General features: G+C 34.8%; 21 protein-coding genes. All 21 read right to left on the reverse strand.

Annotated features, from left to right (window positions below):
- Position 1: 1 nt before the first annotated feature.
- Positions 2 to 499, reverse strand: a complete 498-nt coding sequence (gene nrdG / locus Q0E20_RS05585; RefSeq protein ID WP_295997475.1) for an anaerobic ribonucleoside-triphosphate reductase activating protein — start codon at positions 497 to 499, stop codon at positions 2 to 4.
- Between the two features lie 128 nt (positions 500 to 627).
- A complete protein-coding gene (nrdD, locus tag Q0E20_RS05590) occupies positions 628 to 2,778 on the reverse strand; it encodes an anaerobic ribonucleoside-triphosphate reductase (protein WP_295997478.1) in 2,151 nt (716 codons plus the stop codon).
- 186 nt (positions 2,779 to 2,964) lie between these two features.
- Positions 2,965 to 3,762, reverse strand: a complete 798-nt coding sequence (locus Q0E20_RS05595; RefSeq protein WP_295997483.1) for a CpsB/CapC family capsule biosynthesis tyrosine phosphatase — start codon at positions 3,760 to 3,762, stop codon at positions 2,965 to 2,967.
- A gap of 280 nt (positions 3,763 to 4,042) precedes the next feature.
- On the reverse strand, positions 4,043 to 4,489 hold the full coding sequence (locus Q0E20_RS05600) for a VanZ family protein (RefSeq protein ID WP_295997484.1): 447 nt from the start codon (positions 4,487 to 4,489) through the stop codon (positions 4,043 to 4,045).
- Between the two features lie 15 nt (positions 4,490 to 4,504).
- On the reverse strand, positions 4,505 to 5,671 hold the full coding sequence (locus Q0E20_RS05605; RefSeq protein WP_295997487.1) for a nucleotide sugar dehydrogenase: 1,167 nt from the start codon (positions 5,669 to 5,671) through the stop codon (positions 4,505 to 4,507).
- Positions 5,672 to 6,766: an NAD-dependent epimerase/dehydratase family protein gene (locus Q0E20_RS05610; protein ID WP_295997490.1), complete on the reverse strand. Its 1,095-nt coding sequence runs from the start codon at positions 6,764 to 6,766 to the stop codon at positions 5,672 to 5,674.
- A 15-nt stretch (positions 6,767 to 6,781) separates the two neighbouring features.
- The gene (locus Q0E20_RS05615; protein WP_295997491.1) at positions 6,782 to 8,233 is read right to left on the reverse strand and encodes a lipopolysaccharide biosynthesis protein; all 1,452 of its coding nucleotides are present in this window, start codon (positions 8,231 to 8,233) and stop codon (positions 6,782 to 6,784) included.
- A 16-nt stretch (positions 8,234 to 8,249) separates the two neighbouring features.
- Complete coding sequence (locus tag Q0E20_RS05620; protein WP_295997535.1) at positions 8,250 to 9,383, reverse strand: CapA family protein; 1,134 nt, start codon at positions 9,381 to 9,383, stop codon at positions 8,250 to 8,252.
- Positions 9,367 to 10,299 carry an ATP-grasp fold amidoligase family protein gene (locus Q0E20_RS05625; RefSeq protein WP_295997498.1) on the reverse strand — a complete coding sequence of 311 codons (933 nt, stop codon included), beginning with the start codon at positions 10,297 to 10,299 and terminating at the stop codon, positions 9,367 to 9,369. Before Q0E20_RS05625 ends, Q0E20_RS05620 begins: the two co-directional genes overlap by 17 nt.
- Positions 10,253 to 11,524: an O-antigen ligase gene (locus Q0E20_RS05630; protein WP_295997500.1), complete on the reverse strand. Its 1,272-nt coding sequence runs from the start codon at positions 11,522 to 11,524 to the stop codon at positions 10,253 to 10,255. The genes Q0E20_RS05625 and Q0E20_RS05630 overlap by 47 nt, the downstream gene beginning before the upstream one ends.
- Before the next feature lie 47 nt (positions 11,525 to 11,571).
- Positions 11,572 to 12,639: a glycosyltransferase gene (locus Q0E20_RS05635; protein WP_295997503.1), complete on the reverse strand. Its 1,068-nt coding sequence runs from the start codon at positions 12,637 to 12,639 to the stop codon at positions 11,572 to 11,574.
- Complete coding sequence (locus Q0E20_RS05640) at positions 12,632 to 13,699, reverse strand: NAD(P)-dependent oxidoreductase (protein WP_366509613.1); 1,068 nt, start codon at positions 13,697 to 13,699, stop codon at positions 12,632 to 12,634. The genes Q0E20_RS05635 and Q0E20_RS05640 overlap by 8 nt, the downstream gene beginning before the upstream one ends.
- Complete coding sequence (locus tag Q0E20_RS05645) at positions 13,680 to 14,399, reverse strand: 2-C-methyl-D-erythritol 4-phosphate cytidylyltransferase (RefSeq protein WP_295997509.1); 720 nt, start codon at positions 14,397 to 14,399, stop codon at positions 13,680 to 13,682. The genes Q0E20_RS05640 and Q0E20_RS05645 overlap by 20 nt, the downstream gene beginning before the upstream one ends.
- A 27-nt stretch (positions 14,400 to 14,426) precedes the next feature.
- Positions 14,427 to 15,284, reverse strand: a complete 858-nt coding sequence (locus Q0E20_RS05650; protein ID WP_295997512.1) for a phosphorylcholine transferase LicD — start codon at positions 15,282 to 15,284, stop codon at positions 14,427 to 14,429.
- A gap of 9 nt (positions 15,285 to 15,293) precedes the next feature.
- Positions 15,294 to 15,980 carry a sugar transferase gene (locus Q0E20_RS05655; RefSeq protein ID WP_295997514.1) on the reverse strand — a complete coding sequence of 229 codons (687 nt, stop codon included), beginning with the start codon at positions 15,978 to 15,980 and terminating at the stop codon, positions 15,294 to 15,296.
- Positions 15,977 to 17,176, reverse strand: a complete 1,200-nt coding sequence (locus Q0E20_RS05660; RefSeq protein ID WP_295997518.1) for a DegT/DnrJ/EryC1/StrS aminotransferase family protein — start codon at positions 17,174 to 17,176, stop codon at positions 15,977 to 15,979. Before Q0E20_RS05660 ends, Q0E20_RS05655 begins: the two co-directional genes overlap by 4 nt.
- A 22-nt stretch (positions 17,177 to 17,198) precedes the next feature.
- Complete coding sequence (locus tag Q0E20_RS05665) at positions 17,199 to 17,819, reverse strand: CpsD/CapB family tyrosine-protein kinase (protein ID WP_295997521.1); 621 nt, start codon at positions 17,817 to 17,819, stop codon at positions 17,199 to 17,201.
- Between the two features lies 1 nt (position 17,820).
- Positions 17,821 to 19,260, reverse strand: a complete 1,440-nt coding sequence (locus tag Q0E20_RS05670) for a GNVR domain-containing protein (RefSeq protein WP_295997524.1) — start codon at positions 19,258 to 19,260, stop codon at positions 17,821 to 17,823.
- 49 nt (positions 19,261 to 19,309) lie between these two features.
- Positions 19,310 to 21,136 (reverse strand): nucleoside-diphosphate sugar epimerase/dehydratase, encoded by a 1,827-nt coding sequence (locus Q0E20_RS05675; protein ID WP_295997526.1) that lies wholly within the window; start codon positions 21,134 to 21,136, stop codon positions 19,310 to 19,312.
- 48 nt (positions 21,137 to 21,184) lie between these two features.
- A complete protein-coding gene (locus tag Q0E20_RS05680; protein WP_295997530.1) occupies positions 21,185 to 21,883 on the reverse strand; it encodes a polysaccharide biosynthesis/export family protein in 699 nt (232 codons plus the stop codon).
- A gap of 361 nt (positions 21,884 to 22,244) precedes the next feature.
- Positions 22,245 to 22,745: ABC transporter ATP-binding protein (locus tag Q0E20_RS05685; protein WP_295997533.1), on the reverse strand; the 501-nt coding region annotated here is incomplete at its 5' end.

Genomic DNA, 22,745 nt, shown 5'->3' on the forward strand with positions numbered 1-22,745 from the left:
ATCACTCCATAGCCAGTACTACTTCCCCCTGTTTCAACGAAGATTGTACATCAATAATTCGTTGATTAGAGGATCCTCTAAATCGTAAGGATGGATCTTTTAGCTCATCTACAAATCGACCATCAACTAGAATATCGATTTGTTCCACTAAGCTTCGACGAGATAGATCAGATATAATATCATCCCACACATAGCCAGAGTAAGCCCAAATAGATTTTTCAGGCGCTGCTTCACGCACAGCTTTTACTATAGCCAGCATACCATCAATATTTTGAAATGGTTCACCACCTAGCAAGGTAAGGCCTGCACAATTAGGATTTTTCACATAAGACACTACCAACTGTGTTTCTTTATCAGTCCACTCTTGACCAGCATTAAAATCCTGATACTCCTCATTAAAACAATTATAACAGCAATGGGTACAACCAGTTACAAATATAGATGTGCGTATACCTTCCCCATTGGCGATATCATATTGTCGAATCTGTCCATATCTCATAAGAACCCCCATATTTGACTCTGATTAACTTTAACCTGTTCAAACATATAGATATATTTCTATTTATTATGTATATAGTAAAAGCTGTGCCATAGGCACAGCTTTTAACATGTTTACAATTAATAAAATTAAATATGCATTACACGATCTTTAATTTCTTTTGTACGACCTTCATTCCAGAAGTTTTCACCAAGATATCCACACGTACGACGGATAACTGTTAATTTATCGCGATTTGTATTATGGCAGCGTGGACACTCCCATTGATTGTCCTCATTAACCTTGATTTCACCATCAAATCCACATTCATGACAATAGTCAGATTTAGTATTGAACTCAGCATAAGAAATATTGTCATAAATATATTTAATCATAGTTAAAACAGCAGGAATATTATTTGTCATATTCGGAATTTCCGCATAGGAAATGCACCCGCCAGTTGATTTCTTTTGAAATTCAGATTCAAAGGCAAATTTATCGAATACGTTAATTTCTTCACGAACGCTAACATGGTAACTATTCGTATAGTAACCTTTATCTGTTACATCTTCTATAATACCAAAACGAGCTCGATCCAAAGAAGAGAAACGATTGGTTAAACTTTCAGCAGGTGTACCATAAAGACCAAAACCTAAATTATGTTTTTCACGCCATTCATTAATAGCCTGGTTTAAACGATCCATAATTTTCATGGCAAATACACGGCCATGTTCCCCTGTATTAGATTCACCAGTAATCAAGCGACACGCTTCATAAATACCAATATAACCAAGAGAAATTGTAGCATATCCACCAGTTAAGAATGGAGCGATTTTTTCACCTTTTTTTAGACGAGCAATGGCACCATGTTGCCAATGGATTGGAGATACATCACTGACTACATCCTTTAATAGATTGTATCGTAACATTAATGCCTTTTCAGCCAACTCAAGACGCTTATCTAAGATTTCAAAATACTTCTCTTCACTACCGCGTGCTAAAATACCAATTTGTGGCAAATTCAAACTAACTACGCCCATATTAAATCGGCCATCAAATTTATAATTGCCTTCTGCATCCTTCCAAGGGGATAAGAAGGAACGACATCCCATAGGACTGAATACATTACCTTCATAGTTTTCCTTCATTTTCTTCGCAGAAATATAATCAGGATACATGCGCTTAGCCGTACATTGTGCAGCTAATTCAGTGAGATAGTAATAAGGGCTATCAGGTGTTACATTATGCTCATCAAGTACATAAATAAGTTTTGGGAACGCTGGTGTAATATATACATCGGCTTCATTTTTAACACCTTTGATACGTTGGCGTAAAATTTCCTCTGTAATAAGAGCTGCTTCTTTAGCATACTCATAATCAGGTTGAAAATACATAAACAATGTAACAAATGGAGATTGACCATTTGTAGTCATCAATGTATTGATTTGGTATTGAATGGTTTGAATACCATCCTTTACCTCTTTGCGCGTACGCTTCCAAGCAATTTCACGAGCTTTTTCCATATTTGGTTCCATACCATAAATCTCAACTTGTTCTTCAATTACATTGTTGAGAATCTTTTCGTAGGATTTACGCACGAATGGTGCCAAAATACGGTCGATACCATTAATGCTTTGACCGCCATATTGGCCAGATGCAACTTGAGCAATAATTTGAGTAGTTACAGTACATGCTACTTGAAAGGATTTTGGCGTATCAATACGCTTGCCATTGATAACTGTACCATTTGTTAACATATCCTCTAAATTAATCAAACAACAGTTAAACATTGGTTGAATAATATAATCCATATCATGGAAATGAATAGCTCCACTATCATGGGCCTCAAGAATATCTGTAGGAATTAATTTACGACGAGCAATATCCTTAGACACTTCACCAGCAATCAGATCACGTTGTGTAGATACAATGGCGGCATCCTTATTAGAGTTCTCGTCAAGAACACTCACATTACTACGATCCAATAAACCGATTACATCTTCGTCAGTTGTGTTTTGACGACGTTTAAAAGCTTGTACTGCTTTATAACCTTCGTAGGCACGAGCAGTTGCAGGATTATGATACTCAATCAACTTATAGTATACTTGATCTTCAATGGCATAGATTGTCATATCTTTTTGAAGTTTGATAGCATATGCTTCTATTTCATCGGCAATGCGTTCAGCCAAACCAGATTCATATAACCCCGTACTACTATGTTCTGCCTTTTCAATAGCTACTGCAATTTTATGTTTATCGAAAGGTACCTTTGTACCATCCCGTTTAATGACCTGCAACATCACGAGCCCCCGTTTTCAATCCTCATTCCTTACGTATAAAAAAGTATGGAATACCCATACTTGAATATATTATATTGCTTTCATAGTATACTATATCTTGTGCTCGTTTGCAACAATCAATACAACATGATGTGAAAAAGAGTTCTTTTACTATGCAAAAATAGCATACCAAAAGAACTCCTTATTTTATAAAGCAAATGATAAAAGACGAGTCCAAAAATTAGGTCTTTTTCCAGCCCAATGATCTGGTACAGTTGGATAAAACACTCGATCTGCTAATAAATCGCGCTCATTTAAACGGACATCACTAAGCAAATCCTTCTTATACTCTACATCTAATTTAGAAATTATTTCTACATAACTTTCATATTTGTGAGGCATCACATCATAACCGGTACCAAAGAAATGTACTAAACCATTGGTATATAGTTCAATGGCCCTCATATAATGCTTAGAATGATGCTTAAAAGACATAATATTACATTCAAGTAAAATGCCTTTATCTACCCACTCTAACAATTGCTCTGGTTCGTCAAAGAAAAGGCTATAACGTTCTACTTCACTTATAATAGGTATAATACCTAAATTACACAAAGTATTTAACCATGCATCTACATGATATAACTTACAATTTTCGGGTATTGTCACTAACATAAAATGGCTGTTACCTAATACAAGTAGCTCTTTATGAGTACGAATATACTCAATCATAGTATCACTCAACTCAACAACTGCACCACTATGTAATGTAACCTTTACATCTTGTTCATATACAGCATATTTTATGCTTTCTAACTGCACATTCATCGACTCAACGAGTGAATAAACATTCTGTTCAGTCACTTTAGGTGTACAAAAAACATCTGTAATACCAGATTCAACTAAATCCTTGACCATTTGTACTGATTCTGCCATTGTTTGAGGTCCTTTTCCCTCTTCCATAGCTGGCAAAATATATGCATGCAAATCTAATAAACGTTTCATGTTCTTCCCCATTCTAATCATTATATCGCCCCTTACCTCGATATAAATCTCTTAATTTCTCAAGTTCATTTTATATTCATATTATAGCAATAATTTGATGTCTTGAAAAGTACATATACCTAAACTTTTGATAACATTCGATTGTTTAAAATTAAAGGTTATTTTATATTTTCATTTAACATTCATAAAAATAAGACTTCTAGAAATTACTCATAGAAGTCTTATTATGTACCACTTATTATATATAATTATTTATAATATTAGTAACTAAATCATTTTATCACTTATGACGGATACATCGATAAATAGATAAAATCACTTGAACTATGGCAACACCAATAATAACGCCAGCTGTATCAATTGCTACATCCCGTATCGAAGCATTTCGCCCAATACTAGTTAATTGTAAACATTCATCAAAAAATGCAATAAAAAATCCTATAGCGATTACTTTAAGTCCAGCATATTCTCGATTAAATTGATGTAATGCCACGTATAAACATCCACCTAGTATGGCAAATTCAAATACATGAGCCATTTTACGAACGATGCGATTTAATGACCATATATCACCTGTAATACCTAATTTATAAAGAATAGGACTTACTTGTTGAGTTATCATTAAACTCAAACTATCTGAAGAAATGTCATTTTGTAGTGAATTATCCCATATAAAGAAAATAACAAGAATTACTAATATAAAACTTATCCAGTGTTTCTTTAACATCTATTATCACCGCCACTAATCTCGGTCAAAAATATCTCTAGTGTAAACTTTATCTTTTACATCAGCTAGTGATTCATCCCAACGATTGGCTACAATCACATCACTAACCCGTTTAAAATCATCGAAGTTTCTAATGACTGGTGAATGGAAAAAATCATCAGCATCTAGTGTTGGTTCATAAACAACAACGGCAATCCCCTTTGCCTTTATACGCTTCATAATACCTTGTACCGCAGAAGCTCTAAAATTATCGGAATTTGTTTTCATTGTCAATCGATAAATACCAACAATCTTAGGATCTTTTCCAATGATGGCATCCGCAATGTGATCTTTTCGGGTCCGATTCGCATCAACAATGGCAGATATGAGGTTTTGTGGTACATCATTGTAATTTGCAAGTAGCTGCTTTGTATCCTTTGGCAAACAATAACCACCATATCCAAAGGAAGGATTATTATAGAAATCCCCAATACGAGGATCTAGACATACACCATGAATAATCTCGCTTGTATTTAATCCACGTACCTCTGCATAGGAATCTAATTCATTAAAATAAGCTACACGCAATGCTAAATAAGTATTAGCAAACAATTTAATTGCCTCTGCCTCCGTAGAACCAGTAAAACACAAAGGTATATCTTTCTTAAGAGCCCCCTCTGCTAATAAGTGAGCAAATGTATGAGCTCGCTCGGAATCTTCACCAACTACAATACGAGAAGGATACAAATTATCATATAACGCTTTTCCTTCACGCAAAAACTCAGGAGAGAAGATTATATTCTTCGTATTAAACTGTTCTCGCATCTGTTCTGTATAACCTACAGGAACCGTTGATTTAACAATCATAACCGCATCAGGATTAATATCTAAAACTGTTTTAACAACAATCTCTACAGATGATGTATCAAAGAAATTCTTTTGTGGATCATAATTTGTTGGTGTAGAAATAATAATATAATTAGCATCTATAAAAGCTTCTTTAGGATCTAATGTAGCACGAAAATTTAATGATTTATTTTTTAAATAATCTGATAATTCTGCATCAACAATAGGAGATTCTTTTCGATTAATCATATCAACCTTTTCAGGAATGATATCTAAAGCAACTACTTCATTATGTTGTGCTAATAATACACCATTTGAAAGTCCTACGTAACCTGTACCAGCTATTGCTATCTTCATTTATTTACCATCCTTCATATAGAAATCTTTATACCATGTTGCAAAATGTTGTAACCCTTCTCTAAGGGTTGTACTTGGTTTAAATCCAAAATCATCTTCCAAAGCAGATGTGTCAGCATACGTAATCGGTACATCGCCAGGTTGCATCGGTACGAGTTCCTTATGACGCTCCATGTTAAAGTCAGCTGGTAACACGCCTGCAGCTATTAATTCTTCACCTAAAATGGTCACAAAATCTAATAAATTCTCAGGACTATTATTGCCAATGTTGTAAATAGCATACGGAGGTACTGGCAGTCCATCTGCACCATTTCTTCGTTCAGGAGCTACTTGCATAACTTTATAGACACCTTCAACAATATCATCTATATAGGTAAAATCTCGCTTACAATTTCCATAATTAAATATTTTAATAACTTCACCCTTACGCAATGTATTAGTAAAGCCAAAGTACGCCATATCAGGACGTCCTGCCGGACCATATACAGTAAAGAAACGGAGACCTGTACATGGAATGTTGTATAACTTCGCATAAGAATAGGCTAATAATTCATTAGATTTCTTTGTAGCTGCATATAGAGACACAGGATTATCTACTTGATCATCTGTTGAATAAGGAATCTTTTTATTAGATCCATAAACAGAAGATGAGGATGCATATACAAGATGTTCAACCCCCTTTGCCCCCTTATCATAAGAATGACGACAACATTCTAATATGTTGTAAAACCCAATAATATTTGATTCTATGTAAGCATCTGGGTTTGTAATAGAGTAACGTACTCCAGCCTGTGCAGCAAGGTTTACAACGATATCAGGTTTATACTCATCAAAAATAGCTTGTAGAAATTCCTTATCAGCTATATTCCCTTTTTTAAAACTCCATTGATTACCGTGTCCAATTGACAAATTAATTTGTTTCAGTCTATACTCCTTTAAACTTACATCATAATAATCATTTACAGAGTCAATGCCAATAATATGACTACCTTTTATTGTTTTTAGAAGAGATATAACAAGATTGGCCCCCACAAATCCGGCAGCTCCAGTAACTATAATTACCTTGTTATGTAATGATACATTTTGTAAAAGCATACTTTGTCCTTTCCTTTAGGATCGTCTTAGTCTAACCAAGGCGCTTTCCCATATTTTAGTAAGTACAACTCTCTCCGTTGGAAATAGATACAACACCACAAGATACGAAATAAGACTGATACATATACAAAAAATCGTCCAAATCATACTATTATGTAAATGTAATAAAACATATGAACCCGTACCCACTATAGCCGAAGCAATGATATAGGATTTTATATTTCGAATAACATGCCATGCATTCATATCAACATGTATAGATAAAAGAATTAAAAGTACAGCAATCATCTGAACGCGCACAATAGATCGAGCATATACAAATGTAGTGAAATCATATTGAACACATATATATATGACCGGTATTAGTACGATGAGATGTAACATCTGTGCAAGAAATGAAATATTAGGCAATCCCTTAGCGCGAAATGCTTCAGAAATTAAATAAGATATAGCAGTCACAAGCGATGAGCTTAATGCCCATGATCCCAGCACTATCCCCGCTAACTGCCACTGAGGGCCCAATAAAATTTGTACAATAAAATCTTGGTATACAAACATTCCCACCCCCAAAGGTACAAGGAATAAAGCCATATATCTTTGAAAGATTAAAAAGGTTCTTTCAAATTCAACCTTATTATGTTGATGCCGTGATAAAGCAGAGAATAAAACTGGAGCCATCGAAGATGTAGCAATAGCCATAACAGTGGTTACTATAGCTGTTGGCATTTTATAAACACCAAGATAATATGCATTCAAAAAATGGCTAATAATAAACGTATCTACCCATGCAGTAAGCCATATAGAGAAAGCTTCCGCTAAAGACCAAGCACTAAAGCTAAACATATTACGAAACACACGATAAGAAAAATAAATTGATATAAATTTTTTTTGCCGCACACATAATGCAATCGCCGTAAATAGTTGTGCTACTAATAAACCTGATATTAAAGACCAATAATCAAATCCCAATAATGCCATGGGTATAGATACAAACAAAGGAGTAATAATAGTGATCATTCGTATGCTCAAGAGAAATTTAAAATTAAAACTTCGCCTATACATAGCCATTTGAATACTACTAAATGCACTTAAAGGCAACATACCTCCCATGACGGCTAAAGGAATACCTAATCCTTCATTACCAACCAAGGATGCTAAATCGTCACGCCAGATAATGATAGAAAACCATAGTAAACTTGCCAAAACTATATTAGAAATAAAAGCAACACTAACACTCCTCTGTTTATCCTCTTCATTTTCAAATTCATATTGAACAAGAAATTTTTGAAATCCTGCATCTGCTAGCATTTCCGCAAAGGAGATAACCATCATTATAGTAGCTAAAATACCAAATGCTGTAGGTGCCAATATATGTGCCAATATGATATTTGTAATTGGTGTAATAAGCTTTGCTAAAACCTCTGTTATAAGAGACCACTTAGCAGCAGCTACAACTTTAGTATCCATAGAAATTGATATCCACTTACTTCCGATTAATATTCTTTAAACCTTGTAGAAATAATTCATGATGAGCTTCACATGATAGATAATTTTGTATTGCTAAATAACTTGTCTTTCCTAATAACAATCGAATTAACTTTCTATTACACAAAAGATTGAATGCTTTCACAGCCCATATACGCCCTAAAAACTCACGTAAATAACGATTAATATGTGTATTAGCAAAGTTTTTATAACTTTCATGTACAAAATGAGGATCTTTAATATCTTCACTCAATTGATTATACTTATCTATAATAATTTGAGCATGTTCTACCGATGGTAATGTAATCCCTACATTTGTACGAGTAATGGGAACTTCATGAACGTGAAAACCATCAGTATCAATATCTACTTTTATTACTATAGAATCGGCAACTATATCTTGTAAATTATCAAAATATTCGGTATGAAATACAAAACTACCTTGTCCATAAATAATAGTACCTTGTTTGTAATCCTCTCGTGCACCAATACAATGACTATGTTGACAAAGTACCAAGGAAGCCCCTTTTTCAACGAACTTACGACAGTACCGTTGCAACATCGGAGAAGGATAGCGATAAAATTCCTTTCCCCCATGATAAAGGACAATCACATGATCACATTGTTTTTTTAATGCTTGTACATGATCAAAACTTTCTAGCACATCAAAAGGATTAGCCCCTGCATGATGTATAGTCGCACAAGAAAACTCATGTTCTGTACACATATAAATACCTAAACGTATTCCATCTTTAGTAAAGATATATGGTTTTCTTGCTTCGTTAACAGTATTACCAGCACCACTATACGCTATATTAGCTTGTGTTAGAACATTCATGGTGGAGCGTAAACCTTCATTACCTTGATCATAGGAATGATTGTTAGCTAATCCAAGTAATAAAGATGGGATTGCTTTAAATCCATTAATTGTTTTCGTAGGAGATTTTAAATTATGTCCAAATTTATCTATTGCTGTATTAGTATCTGTTAAAGGAACCTCTAAATTAAACACATTTAAATCAGCCTCACATAACATTTTATAAAGTTGAGTTCCAATTATAGATTCTATATCACCATTTTCAAATAAAATGCGATTTATGTCCGTAGGAACAAAATCAGCTCCGATGTACACTTTCAAGACGTAACCACTCTCCCATTTTGTAATCAAATTCACTTGGTTCTATCTTTATAAATCCTGCACCAGGATACAATGTTAGTTCTCCAACATATAAATGATTATTTACATCGTAAAAATCAACCCGTAAAAAGGGGAAGTCTTTAGATAACTGCTTGCATAACATTTTCATTTCATCATAATGAGGTGGTTTTACGTAATGTTTATTGGACGGCTTATAATGCAAGATAGAAATATTTATAAAATTCCAGTCTAGATCATAATAATCCATTCGTGTTCCACCCATAGAAAACCGATTAGAACAAACTACAGTTAATTTTGGTTCTCCATGAAAGGAATACATTTTATAATCTAATAAATCTATACTACCTAACTCATCTATATACTCTTCTGCTAGAATACGACGTGGTACATTTTTATATGGCCACTCACGAGCTATCAGGTAATAATCACGTTTTAATGACCTATTAATAATCCGACGTGCACTTTCTTTATCAAATGCAGATTTATCTTTACAAATTACAATTCCACCACTATCATGTGTGCATTTCAATACAAACTGATTGGGTAGTGTGTCAAAATCAATTTCATCAAAGTTGTCCCAAACACCTAAATTAGGAATAATATACTTAGAATCTATTTTATCTGCTAAAAACTGTTTAGCCTGATATTTATCCACTATATTAGTATATATAGGCTTCCGATCATATAATTTCATCCATTGTAACTTTTCACTAAAAGTTTGTGGATTATCTAAATTCAACGCGTACCCCATGTATTTAGGAAACATTTTTTTTAAAAATGCTTCATCACTTAAAGAATTATAGGCACCCATTTTTATCATCACGCGTAGGCGATATAGAGGGTCAGAGATGAACCGTTTCCCTTTGTTCAATACTGTCTGTATGTTCATGTAATGTCCCCCTTTTAGTACGTAAAATCTTAGTTTCCATAAAGAATAACATCATATAAAAATAAGTACTTTTACTTTCATAGGAAACTAAGCCCATATCCATAACTAATTGTGATATAAGCAATATAAATACCATGACATATTCATTGCTATGAAAGTCATGATATCGAATCATGTTATACACAAGATATACATACATAGAATAATACGTGATTACTCCAACAATTCCAGTACCAGCTAACAATTCAATATAGTTATTATGAAGATAATAATTTTCACGACCAAAAATAGAATATGTATATACTGATGGATTATTAATACCTACACCAATAAGAGGCGATTGATGAAACAAATCCCATCCAATATCAACTAAAGCCATACGAATAATAGCTGATGAATCGCCACCAGTTCCTGTAAAAGCATCTACCATGGAACTCATACGTTCTAGCACTTCACTAAAGATAGGTAATTGTAAAATACCAATAAAAGTGATGATGACTATACCTAAATATACTGCCAATTTAGCTAAGGAATTAACAATGTTTTTACTGCGAAAACTTTTGAATACGAATAATAAAACGATACCTATAACAACGAATACCAAGGCCTTTCGACTACCTGTAGCTGCTAAAATACCTAATGTTGGTAACGCTATAAGATTCCACCATTGTGGTTTTTTGTACATCATATAGTACACAGTCATAACGATAGCATTAGCACCTAATAGTCCTACTGTATTAGCATTTAATGCGTCATTGGCTATACGAGCCGATGATGAAAGAACATTAATAAAATAATCGAGCCCATAGTAATACACCGTATAGAAACAGACAATATACCCTGTCCACATACCGATTTTCAATAAGGAATCAACTGATTTTTCTCGCTGAAAACACATATACAAAACTATGAGCATACAAAATATTTTTACAATATCAAAACTTCGGCTCAGCGCTACAGATGGATCAAGAGCATTCAGAGAACTGAGATAGCAAACGCCTATGAATAGAAGCATATACATATGCATCCATGTAAATGACAGTGTAATTCGTCCTTGGTCTCTTACGAGATAACATACTATTAATCCAAACAAACATACGAACAACACATACGCACCATAATCTGCATCACCAAGAGCGAATGATATGGTCAATGAAAGTACAAGAAAAACTAATGTTATAAACCATATAAGACGATCAGATATGGCCGTAATATTTATTTTCAATACTGTCCCTCTTCTCTCAATATATGTAATCACAACACAAGCTTATACTAAAAGATATCAATCCAACGCTTAGCAATTTTACTGAGTGGGAAAGTATCTCTCACCTTAATAGCTTCTTTAGATATTCGTTTAGCTAATTCTGGATTTACTAAGATGGATTTCATTTTTTCATACATAGTTTTTGTATCGCCTACTGGAACAAGCAGACCATTAATTCCATCTTGAATAACCATTCGTGCTCCACCTACAGGGCAATCTGTAACAACAACAGGCAACCCCATTCCCATAGCTTCTAACATGGAGTTAGATATTCCTTCAAAGTCAGATGACGAAACAAACATAGCACAAGGCCATTCCTTCTCTAAAATATTAGATGCAAAACCTGGCAAAAGAATGCGATCTGTTAATCCCAAGCTAGCTATGTGTTGTCGTAACTCATTTTCTAAAACACCTTGTCCATATATGACAAGCTTATACTCTTTAAACTCATTAGCCAGCATGCTAAATGCATTGATCATCATAGATAAATTTTTTTGTGGGTGTAACCGACAAGCGGTTACAATAATTTTTTGACGTTCTCCTTCGTAAGGTTCTGGTAAATTACCATTAATCGGATTGGGAATGATATGCCCTCGACTTTGTATGGACTTAGAAAAATATGATTTTGCATCCTCCGTTTGAAATACAATGGCGTCAGCAAATCGAAATGCAAAGTCTCGAAGCATTTGTTGATGTTTGCCGACAGGCACCTTACGGGGATTATTTCGTTCAGAAAACACCATACGATTTTTTACAAACCACGAACTGATAGCTAATATAAAACTAGAAGCGCTCAAAAATGATAAACACGTTGCATTCGGCCGTTGCTTCAATATGCCAATAAGTGCTTTGATTTCTTGTAAAAACCTAAGAATCTTATTTGAGCTAGTCGTATGTATTTGAATTTGCTCTATACCTTCAGGCAAAGTATATTCTGTACCATACCGATTAGGACTCGTTTGAATAACAGTAATCTTATGACCATCATGATACCATTGTCGAGCCAATTCAGTCAGAATACGTTCAGCACCATCATTGCCCAAAGAGATAGTAACAATAATAATTTCTTTACTCATGATGGCGCTCCTCTTTAATATATTCAGACAGTCGTATATAAGCTTCTTTCATAGTTACCTGTGGTTCCCACAATAGATTGCGCATCTTCCTAGAATTCAAAAACATATGAACTGTAGGTGCATAACCATAGGAGGACACATTGTCAGGTATGTCAAAAACGACAGAAATTTTATCGCCCCCCACATGGCATGCTACTAAATTAGCAATACTAGCAATACTGCGAGTTTCCTCATCGTGGCACACATTATAAGCTTCACCTGCTTCACCTTGACTCATCAAAATAAGGATGGCTCTTACTGCATCAGTAATATAACAGAAATTAGACATAGAATCCCCCTTCGTATGAAGGATTATATCGTTTTTTTCTAAGGCGTTTTGTGTGAACTGCATAAAAACGCGATTATCATCTAATGGTACACCAGCACCAAAGGTTTGAGCTAACCGTGCAATTTTTACAGGAACGCCAAATTCCACAGCATAAGATTTACAGTAACACTCACATAAACGCTTACTTTCAGAATAAGAACTCCGAACATTAAGATGATCTAAGATACCTATGCAATCCTCTGTCATAACTTGTCCCGATTCATAAGGCACTCCATATTGTTCCATACTAGAAAGATATACCATACCTATAATATGCTGCTCTTTTCCAAGTTCTAACATACGCTCTGTACCATGAATTGATGTACGAATTGTATCCACAGGATGTTCCACAAAATATTTTGATTTCGTAGGAGCTGCACCATGCATAATATAATCACAGGCTATATCTAAAGATTCTAATGGCACATCAACAAATGTGATTGCATCTGAAGTTAAAATATCCCCAAACATATGATGTGCCTTTTCTATATTACGCACATGGCATATGACATGTAATGAAAGATGGTAGGCTTCATTGGCGGCTACTAATGAACGAGCCACCATGGATCCGATCAAACCTGTAGCACCTGTTACAAGTATTGTCTTACCTCGAAAATCCTTAAATATATGAGAATCACCTATAATTTCTTGTATGTCTCGTTCAACAACCGTATTAATTGCCCTCACCTCCACTTTCTCTATTTTTTAATATACCTGTGAACATATAATAATCTGATGGAGTCGTAATCTTAATATTTTCAGGTTCCCCCCATACGGGATATAAAGGATACCCATAATGCATCATCATCGACGCAGAATCGATAAAATTATGAATGCCCTCTGCTATGGATGTATCATGGACAGAAAGAATATCAACAAGCCTAAAGCTTTGTGGAGCTTTTGCCATCAGACATTGTTGGCGATTTAAAATCGTTTTGATTTCTCCATCATCAGTAACCATAACCGTTTCAATAGCAGGTGTTACCGTAATAGCACTTCCCTTTGTTTCAACAGATCGTATATTTCTAACAATGGTAGACCGATCAACCAAAGGTCGGACACCATCATGGATAAGTACTGTTATATCATCAACACCATATAATCGTTTCACTTCAAGCAAACCATTATATTGAGAGTCTAATGCAGTTTCGCCACCAGAAACAATGGATACAATTTTTTGAAGGCCTTCCTTTGCAATCAATGCCTTTGCATAATCCATCCAGTCCGCCTTACATACTAACACGATGCCATCGATAAATGGTTCTTCTTCAAAGATAGATAATGTTTGTATCAGTATAGGCTTGCCGTTCCATTCAAGGAATTGCTTTGGCATTTTATCATTTTTCATACGGGATCCTACGCCACCAGCAAAGATAACTGCTATTCTTTTCATAGAACCTCCCTTAACGTTTAACAATGTTTATTTACTATTTACTAAGTAATGTATGCCCCTATAATTAGTATAACTACGATCCATATCGATATATACGGCATCATGCTTCGCTACACGCTGTTCCACTGGTGGCAATTGCATATAATCGCCCCAAATCAAACGTAAATATCGTTCATAACCAGCCATAACGGGAATTTGATAGCCTTCAAATTCCTTATATACAACGTGATCAAAATCTTGGCGCGGATGACGTAGCTTCATACCTTTTAAGCTACCAATCAGTTCCGTTACTTCATCAGATGTTTCAAAATCATATTGACTCATTTGCTTTTCTGCAAAGCGCCACATGTAATATCGCCAGGATGGTTTTGAAATCACCTTATAAATGCACCCTGCCAACATGCGAAACACCTTGCCCTTGTTATCAGGCAATCGTTGCGCATTAAACAAGGCAAAGGTCATGGCCCATATTAATTGAAAGAATCGTTTAACAGTACCCTTTGGGCAACCATCGATGGGCATAATTTCTAGGGCTAATCCATGACAAATATCTTCATTCACACTATGTCGATTGATGAAAGTCGTTTCTTCATCTCGAATAGATGCTCCCGCATCATGATAAATCTTATCTCTCGTTGTCCGGCAATAGGTATAACGTTTATCACCATATATAGGCCAGAGATCAGCCAACCTTTCATAGTCAGGACGAGGCATAAAAATATCTAAATCATCATCCCAAGGAATAAAGCCCTTATGTCGAATAGCACCAATTAGACCACCACCACATAAATAGAATCGTAGATTATGAGCATCACAAAATTCTTTAAATATTAATAGCATATTCAATTCTTTAGCTTGTATATCATGAGCTGTTGTTTCTGCCATACTACCTTTCTAACGTATAACGGCCAATACCGTTTCCACCATAACTTTCAACTCTCTAAAAAATGAAAATTCTACAATACTACGTAAATTCCACTCCATTTTTGCAGGTAAAACATTCTGAACATAACATTTATCCACATCATCTGCTGCGTCTAATAAAGTATCCTCATCCTTATACTGAATGCTAGCTATACTCGTTACACCTGCAGGAAGTAATAACGTTGCTTTCATTTCATCTGTATAAGATGCCACATATTTAGGAACTTCTGGACGAGTACCTACAAAACTCATAGTACCTTCCAATATATTGATTAATTGAGGCAATTCATCAAGCCGGCACTTACGTAGAGCTTTCCCCACGGTCGTGACACGCATATCACCTTTAGATGTAACCTGAGCACCAATCTGTTCTGCATTTTGTACCATAGTTCTAAACTTATAAATTTTAAAAGTTTTACCATACTGAGTAACCCGTTCTTGTCTAAAGAATACAGGTCCGTCACTATCAACCTTTATCCATACTGCTAACACTAGAAAGATAGGGCTTAAAGCAAATAGTAGAATGATTGCCATTAAGCGATCAAATATAAACTTAATTAGTAAATCACTGCGCTTAGATGCTAAGATTTCATAATAAGGACGAACTGATTCACAGCGCATATCATTGGGCAAATCATGCCATGCTTTCCAAATCATAATGCACCTAAACATTCTTTAAAGGTAGCGATGACATATTCCACCTCTTCATCTGTTAAATTAGTATGAAGTGGCAATGTTATTTCATTCTTAAATTGATTGTACGCATTGGGATAATCGTCGATAGAAAAGCCCAAATTCTTATAGGCAGTATGCATTGGAATCGGCTTATAGTGCACGTTTGTAGCAACACCTTTTTCAGCCATTCGTTCAATTAATTCATTTCGTTGTTCTAAGGTTGCATCATTGATACGGACTAAATATAAATGGCCACTACTCGTATGCTCATCCGTATAATGAGATACTACAGATACTGGACTATCTTCGAAGGCTTTATTATATCGATTAATAATATCTTTACGCCGTTCTAGCAAGCTAGGATATCGTTCTAATTGCGCTAACCCAATAGCCGCCATAATATCTGTCATATTACATTTATAATAGGTACCTTTAATATCATATTCCCAGGCCCCCATCTTAGTTTTGGCCAGCGCATCTTTATCCTGACCATGAAGAGATAGCAATTGGAATTGTTTATACAAAACTTCATCATCAATGCCAGGTATAGCTTTCCACGTAGCACAACCGCCCTCAGCAGTAGTAAAATTTTTTACTGCATGAAAGGAAAAACTACTAAAATCAGCTATATCTCCTGTATGCCGCCCTTTATAGGTTGCTCCAAATGAATGAGCACAGTCTGCAACAATTGGAATTCTCCCCAACGCACGTTGTATATCATTGCTTGGTGTAAACAAAAATTTAGCATTATTTACAATGGTAAATAAACGATCATAATTACAAGGTACGCCACCGATATCGACAGGAATAATTGCCTTTGTCTTATCTGTTATAGCAGCAGCTACCTTATCATAATCCATTTCATAAGAATCAGGAGCAGTATCAACTAATACCAGCTTTGCCCCTACATGAACTACGGGACTTGCACTAGCCGTATAGGAGTAAGCACTAGTTATAACTTCATCACCTGGTCCAATACCTAATATGCGCAGAATCATTTCTAGAGCTGCAGTCGCTGAATTTAAACACACAGCCTTTGGCGTGCCTAAATAGATGGCAATACGTCGTTCTAACTCCTTAGTTCGTGGTCCAGTCGTAATCCAACCACTTTTTAATGCTTCTACCACCTCATTAATTTCTAATTCTGTAATATCTGGAGGAGAGAAATTAATTTTCATAGCTTTCACCTATACTTTCCATTTATTCCATATCAATAAAGACTGATCCGATAATAGGTACTCCAATTTGTTCTAATCGTTGTTTAGCTAAAGCCATATCATCATGCTGTACATAATTACCTTTTACAACAAATAGTACACCATCTGTTTTCTCCGCTATAACTAAAGCATCAGTAACACTTAGCACTGATGGTGTATCCACGATGATTACATCGTACTCATCTCGGATATATTCAAAAACTGTTGATAATCGATGAGAATCAACAGCCTCCGATGGAGATTCCACTGCAGTTCCACTAGTAATTAAATCTAAATGAGGCATCACATGACGATGAATTGTCAAGTCTTCATCCATAATAATATGATTAGTTAATCCTTGATTTGTTACATCAAATAATATATGTAGCACTGGTTCTCGCAAATTACCATCAATGAGCAAAACCTTATCATTATTTTTAGATAATGAAATAGCTAAATTAGCAGCTACCTCTGATACACCTTCTCCAGTCGTGGTAGATGTCACACAAAGTACCTTTCTGTTCTCTGCATTACAACGATATTGTAAATTACTACGCAATGTTCGATATGATTCTACAAGAGGAGTATCACCACATTCATTTGAAATTAATCGTATCGTATCCATCTTAACCTCTTATCTTATATAACCAACGCAACAGCTTATTCTTAGGCTCTTCTGTTACTAATTTGCTGTGATTAGGAATAACACCTAACATTGGCACCTGTAACATATCTTCAACATCTTTTGCAGTTTGTACTCTACGATTTCGCAAGGATTGAACTAATGTATACAAACAGCCCAAAATTAAACCGATAATCGCACTAGCAACCATAACAAGTACACGTCGTGGTGCTATTGATTTTTCTGGTAACGTAGGAGCATCGACGATTTGTACCTCATTCGGTACCATTACTTCTGCAACCTTAGCTTCCTCTAACCGTTTGGAAAGCATTTCATAAATATCTTGTGCTACATCTACATCCCGCTTAGCTTGAATATAGCCCCGTTCTTTTTCAGGAAGTGCTTTCATAGCCTCTTCGTTATCCTTATCCAAGTTAGCCAATGCAGCTTCTTTACTTTGAGCTACTGCTAATGCAGCTTCGTTTTTAAACTTATCAGCCAATAAACCTTGTTGAGCAGAATTACTAGATGGTGCTTGTTGTGAAACAATAGCATTAATTTCCTGCTGCAAACCAGCTTGTGCTTTAGTAATCTGATCATTTACTTCCTTCATTGCAGGATGGGAATCTGTATATTTACCTGCATAACTAGCCTTACGAGCTTCTAAATCAGCCAATTGAGATTTATAAGCTTGAACTGTTGAACTATCAGCAATACTAGCACCTGCAGAACCTAAATCAGCATTAATACTTCCTAATGCGGCTTGAGCAGTTTCCAAATCGAGTTTATTTTGTGCTTTTTCACGATCAATTAAAGTAATCTTATCAGTAAGGCCCTTCATTTGATCATTAGTAGAGTAAATTTTATTATCTACTTGAAACTGTTGTAACTTTTGTTCTGCTTCAGATAGCTCAGATTTTGCTGTTACTACTCTTTTTTGTAGGAACTCGCGAGTTGCTTTTTGTTCAACTTGTGATAATTCTGTTAGCCGTTTCAAAAATGTATCAATTAATAACTGATTTGCTTCTTGTGCTTCTTCAGGTGAATTACCGATGACACTCACTTGTAATAACTGAGTTTCTTTATATGGTTTCGTTTCAATACGATTTTTAACAAACTCTTCGTACGTTGGTGATTTACCACTATCTCCATTAATTTCATTGATAACTGGTTCTACAACATTACGACTTTTTAAAATCTCCGCATCTGTATTCATTAATTGACGAGCCATCGTATCTGAATATCCAGGATCAGTAGATAGTACAGAATTTCCTAAACCCTGTGTCTGTTTAATTCGCAACACTGCTGTCGATTGATAAGTAGATGGTGTAACAACTAGATACGCACCACCTAAAAGAATACAAATACCTGTAACATTTATAATAGTTCGCCGTTTTCTGATAAGAATCTTAGCAATATCTTTTATATCTATAATTTGTTCCATCCCAATACCCCTTTCAATAGGCATACAACACCACGGTCTCTCTTTCCGTTTATATATTATGATTAGGTGTATATGTCGGAATAATATCCTGTAATACTCTAATCACATCCATATCTGTTTTACATGAATCAAAAGAACCAATTTTTTCCATCAACCAATCACGATCAACTGTATCTAATGCAGCTTCAAAAATCTTTGTATGGTTTGTTCGATTAGTCCCTTCTTCAGAGGTAAGTAATTCTTCATATTTCTTCTCACCAGGTCTAAGGCCTGTAATCTTAATATGAATATCTTTATCTGGTTCCAATCCAGATAGACGAATCATATTTCTTGCCAATTCAATAATTTTTACAGGTTCCCCCATATCAAGCAAAAATACTTCTCCCCCTTTACCCATGGCACCAGCCTGTAATACAAGTTGACTAGCCTCTGGTATAGTCATAAAGTAACGTGTCATTTCTGGATCTGTAACAGTCACTGGACCACCAGCTTCAATTTGTTTTTTGAATAATGGAATCACAGAACCACGACTACCAAGTACATTACCAAACCGAACTGTAATATATTTCGTATCATATGTATCGTTCATAGATATGATGACCTTCTCTGCTACACGTTTAGTGGCACCCATCACACTAGTCGGATTTACAGCTTTATCAGTAGAAATCATAACAAAACGTTCTACACCATGAATACCAGCTACGTCGGCCACATTTCTTGTGCCATAAATATTATTTAAAACAGCAGCCATCGGTTGTATCTCCATTAGTGGTACATGCTTATGAGCTGCCGCATGAAATACTACTTGAGGCTTATATTGTGAAAAAATTTGATTCAACTGTTGTCGATCTCTAATATCGGCAATAATAGGAACAATACTATTATTTTTATATAAGTGTTTTAACTCCTGATTAATAAGATATATACTATTTTCACCATGTCCTAATAATAAAAGCTTTTTCGGCCCCACTCTCATAATCTGTCGACAAATTTCAGAGCCGATAGACCCTCCGGCACCAGTTACAAGAACGACCTTATCATGAATATAATGCTCTACAATATCCATATCGAGGCGAACCTCATCTCGTTCTAATAAATCTTCTATAGATACAGGATGCAAATGAGAGACAAGTACCTCATCATCTAATAATTGATACATACCAGGTAATGTATTCACCTTACATTTAAGAGGTGAACAAATTTCCATTATGTTTCTAATTTCATTACGTCTAACAGAGGGCATAGCAATAATAATCTCTTCTACCCTATTTTCGTTAACAATACTAGGAATATCATGACGATTACCAAGTATACGAATACCACCCATTAAATGATTAAATTTTGATTCATCATCATCAACAAAGCCAATTACTTTACGTGAACGTTTATGGTATCTTTCAATCTCACGAGCAATTGTCGCACCCGCATCCCCAGCACCAATAATCAAGGTATTTATTTTATCAGTGTCATCACTTTGTTTTCCGCCATAACGCATCGCAACATAATGTAATGCCATCCTACCAATTCCAATAACACCAGTACTAAGTAACCAACTAATTAAATAAATAGATCTAGGTAAAGATTTATCAAATACATACATACCTGTATAAAATAAACCTGCACCTAATGTTGTGGCAATCAATACGGCAACCATTTCTCTCATGCCTGCATAACGCCATATACGAGTATATAAATGCATAGATAATAGCATAACAATATAGGAAACAACCATTATAGGTAATGCGTCTATAATCTGATGCATATACTGTGGAGTTATATAACCATCAAATCGAATAAGTAAACTAATTAATGCCACCCCAATGATAGTGATAACGTCTACAATAAGTAATAGGCCCGGTAATAAATAAGAACGCAATGAAAGCCCCCCCTTATAGGAATCACATATGATACTACTAGCTTATAATTAGTCTTTACCTATACGAGATACCATGTAGGCACCTGTCAAAATAGGAGCAATATCTCTCGAAAAATTAATTTTACTATTTTTAGTTAAGTACAAGATATCCCCTTCACGCATAATATAATTTTGTGACATATCACCTGTTTTCAAAATATTATTTAAATTAATTTCAATAGGTTTTGTAGGATTATTTTGATGAATTAAGAATATTTTTTTCTTAGCTGTATCCCAGTTGAAACTTCCCGCAGCGCCAATGGCATCAATAACAGTACTTGATTTGGTTAATGTATAAGCACCAGGTTTATTAATTTCACCAAATACATAAACACGAACACCACCTAATTTTGTAACATTAACTGACACATCAGGATTTATAATGTAAGTAGCTAGCGAATTAGATAAGCTTTGTGCAAATTCCTCTACGGTCATACCATCAGCTCTGATATTACCAACCATAGGAAACGATACATACCCATCTGGTCGAATAGTGAATGTTTTATTAGCACCCAAGTCCGCTTGTTGCACTACATCAATTGTAAGTTCATCTCCTTGTCGTAATCGATACACTTGATCGGAACTAACAGTTGAAGCTGATGTATCCATAAGGTTAGTTGTAATTGCTACAGGTGAACTATCTTTTGCTAAGCCTGTAGTTGCTATTGTTCCTATAACAAGAGATAAAGCAATCCATTTCCGTTTCATAAAGACACCTCACATAAATTATTTCTATAAAAATATATACTACCGATATTTAAATAAATTTAATATTTAATTAATTATTATACATATATTTTATCATTGTTTCAATATAACTACTATATATTCAAGATGAATCTTATTTATATAAATTTCATGAAGTGCTAAAACCACTGAAAACATCTATATTTATTAACATATTTATTATGTGTATTTTTCTACACATATTTTCACTGTAATTATAATATGATCACGTATATAAAAGATGAATCGCTTAATTTATTAAATCATTACAAAAAAATAGATGTATATATCCATTAGCTAACAGATATATACATCCAAATAAATTTATAGTTTATATTATTTATTATTCTACACGGCCACCCAAATAAGCTTCCATAACACGAGGATCATGGCGTACTTCATCTGCTGGTCCAGACAATACCATTTTGCCTGTTTCTAATACGTATGCATAATCAGCAATTTTCAAAGCTTGACGAACATTTTGTTCTACCAAAAGAACGGTAGTACCTTCTGCACTAATTTCTTTAATAGTTTCAAAAATTTCATTAACCACTAATGGTGCAAGACCCATAGATGGTTCATCTAATAACAATAACTTAGGGCGTGCCATAAGAGCACGACCAATAGCAAGCATTTGTTGTTGACCACCAGATAATGTACCACCTAATTGATAACTACGTTCATCAAGAATTGGGAAGCGTTTAAATACCTTTTTAATATCCGCTTCAATCTCATTATCATTACGTATATAAGCACCCATTTCAAGATTTTCATAAACGCTCATATCTTGAAGAATTTGACGTCCTTCTGGTACTAAAGAAATACCATTATGTACAATTTGATG

Source organism: uncultured Veillonella sp. (genome assembly GCF_934230905.1).
Classification (GTDB): Bacteria; Bacillota; Negativicutes; order Veillonellales; family Veillonellaceae; genus Veillonella.

Coding starts and splice junctions, on each gene's coding strand:
- nrdG (WP_295997475.1), bottom strand. CDS start 499: ATGAGATATGGACAGATTCGACAATATGATATCGCCAATGGGGAAGGT.
- nrdD (WP_295997478.1), bottom strand. CDS start 2,778: ATGTTGCAGGTCATTAAACGGGATGGTACAAAGGTACCTTTCGATAAA.
- Q0E20_RS05595 (WP_295997483.1), bottom strand. CDS start 3,762: ATGAAACGTTTATTAGATTTGCATGCATATATTTTGCCAGCTATGGAA.
- Q0E20_RS05600 (WP_295997484.1), bottom strand. CDS start 4,489: ATGTTAAAGAAACACTGGATAAGTTTTATATTAGTAATTCTTGTTATT.
- Q0E20_RS05605 (WP_295997487.1), bottom strand. CDS start 5,671: ATGAAGATAGCAATAGCTGGTACAGGTTACGTAGGACTTTCAAATGGT.
- Q0E20_RS05610 (WP_295997490.1), bottom strand. CDS start 6,766: ATGCTTTTACAAAATGTATCATTACATAACAAGGTAATTATAGTTACT.
- Q0E20_RS05615 (WP_295997491.1), bottom strand. CDS start 8,233: ATGGATACTAAAGTTGTAGCTGCTGCTAAGTGGTCTCTTATAACAGAG.
- Q0E20_RS05625 (WP_295997498.1), bottom strand. CDS start 10,299: ATGAACATACAGACAGTATTGAACAAAGGGAAACGGTTCATCTCTGAC.
- Q0E20_RS05635 (WP_295997503.1), bottom strand. CDS start 12,639: ATGAGTAAAGAAATTATTATTGTTACTATCTCTTTGGGCAATGATGGT.
- Q0E20_RS05645 (WP_295997509.1), bottom strand. CDS start 14,399: ATGAAAAGAATAGCAGTTATCTTTGCTGGTGGCGTAGGATCCCGTATG.
- Q0E20_RS05650 (WP_295997512.1), bottom strand. CDS start 15,284: ATGGCAGAAACAACAGCTCATGATATACAAGCTAAAGAATTGAATATG.
- Q0E20_RS05655 (WP_295997514.1), bottom strand. CDS start 15,980: ATGATTTGGAAAGCATGGCATGATTTGCCCAATGATATGCGCTGTGAA.
- Q0E20_RS05660 (WP_295997518.1), bottom strand. CDS start 17,176: ATGAAAATTAATTTCTCTCCTCCAGATATTACAGAATTAGAAATTAAT.
- Q0E20_RS05665 (WP_295997521.1), bottom strand. CDS start 17,819: ATGGATACGATACGATTAATTTCAAATGAATGTGGTGATACTCCTCTT.
- Q0E20_RS05670 (WP_295997524.1), bottom strand. CDS start 19,260: ATGGAACAAATTATAGATATAAAAGATATTGCTAAGATTCTTATCAGA.
- Q0E20_RS05680 (WP_295997530.1), bottom strand. CDS start 21,883: ATGAAACGGAAATGGATTGCTTTATCTCTTGTTATAGGAACAATAGCA.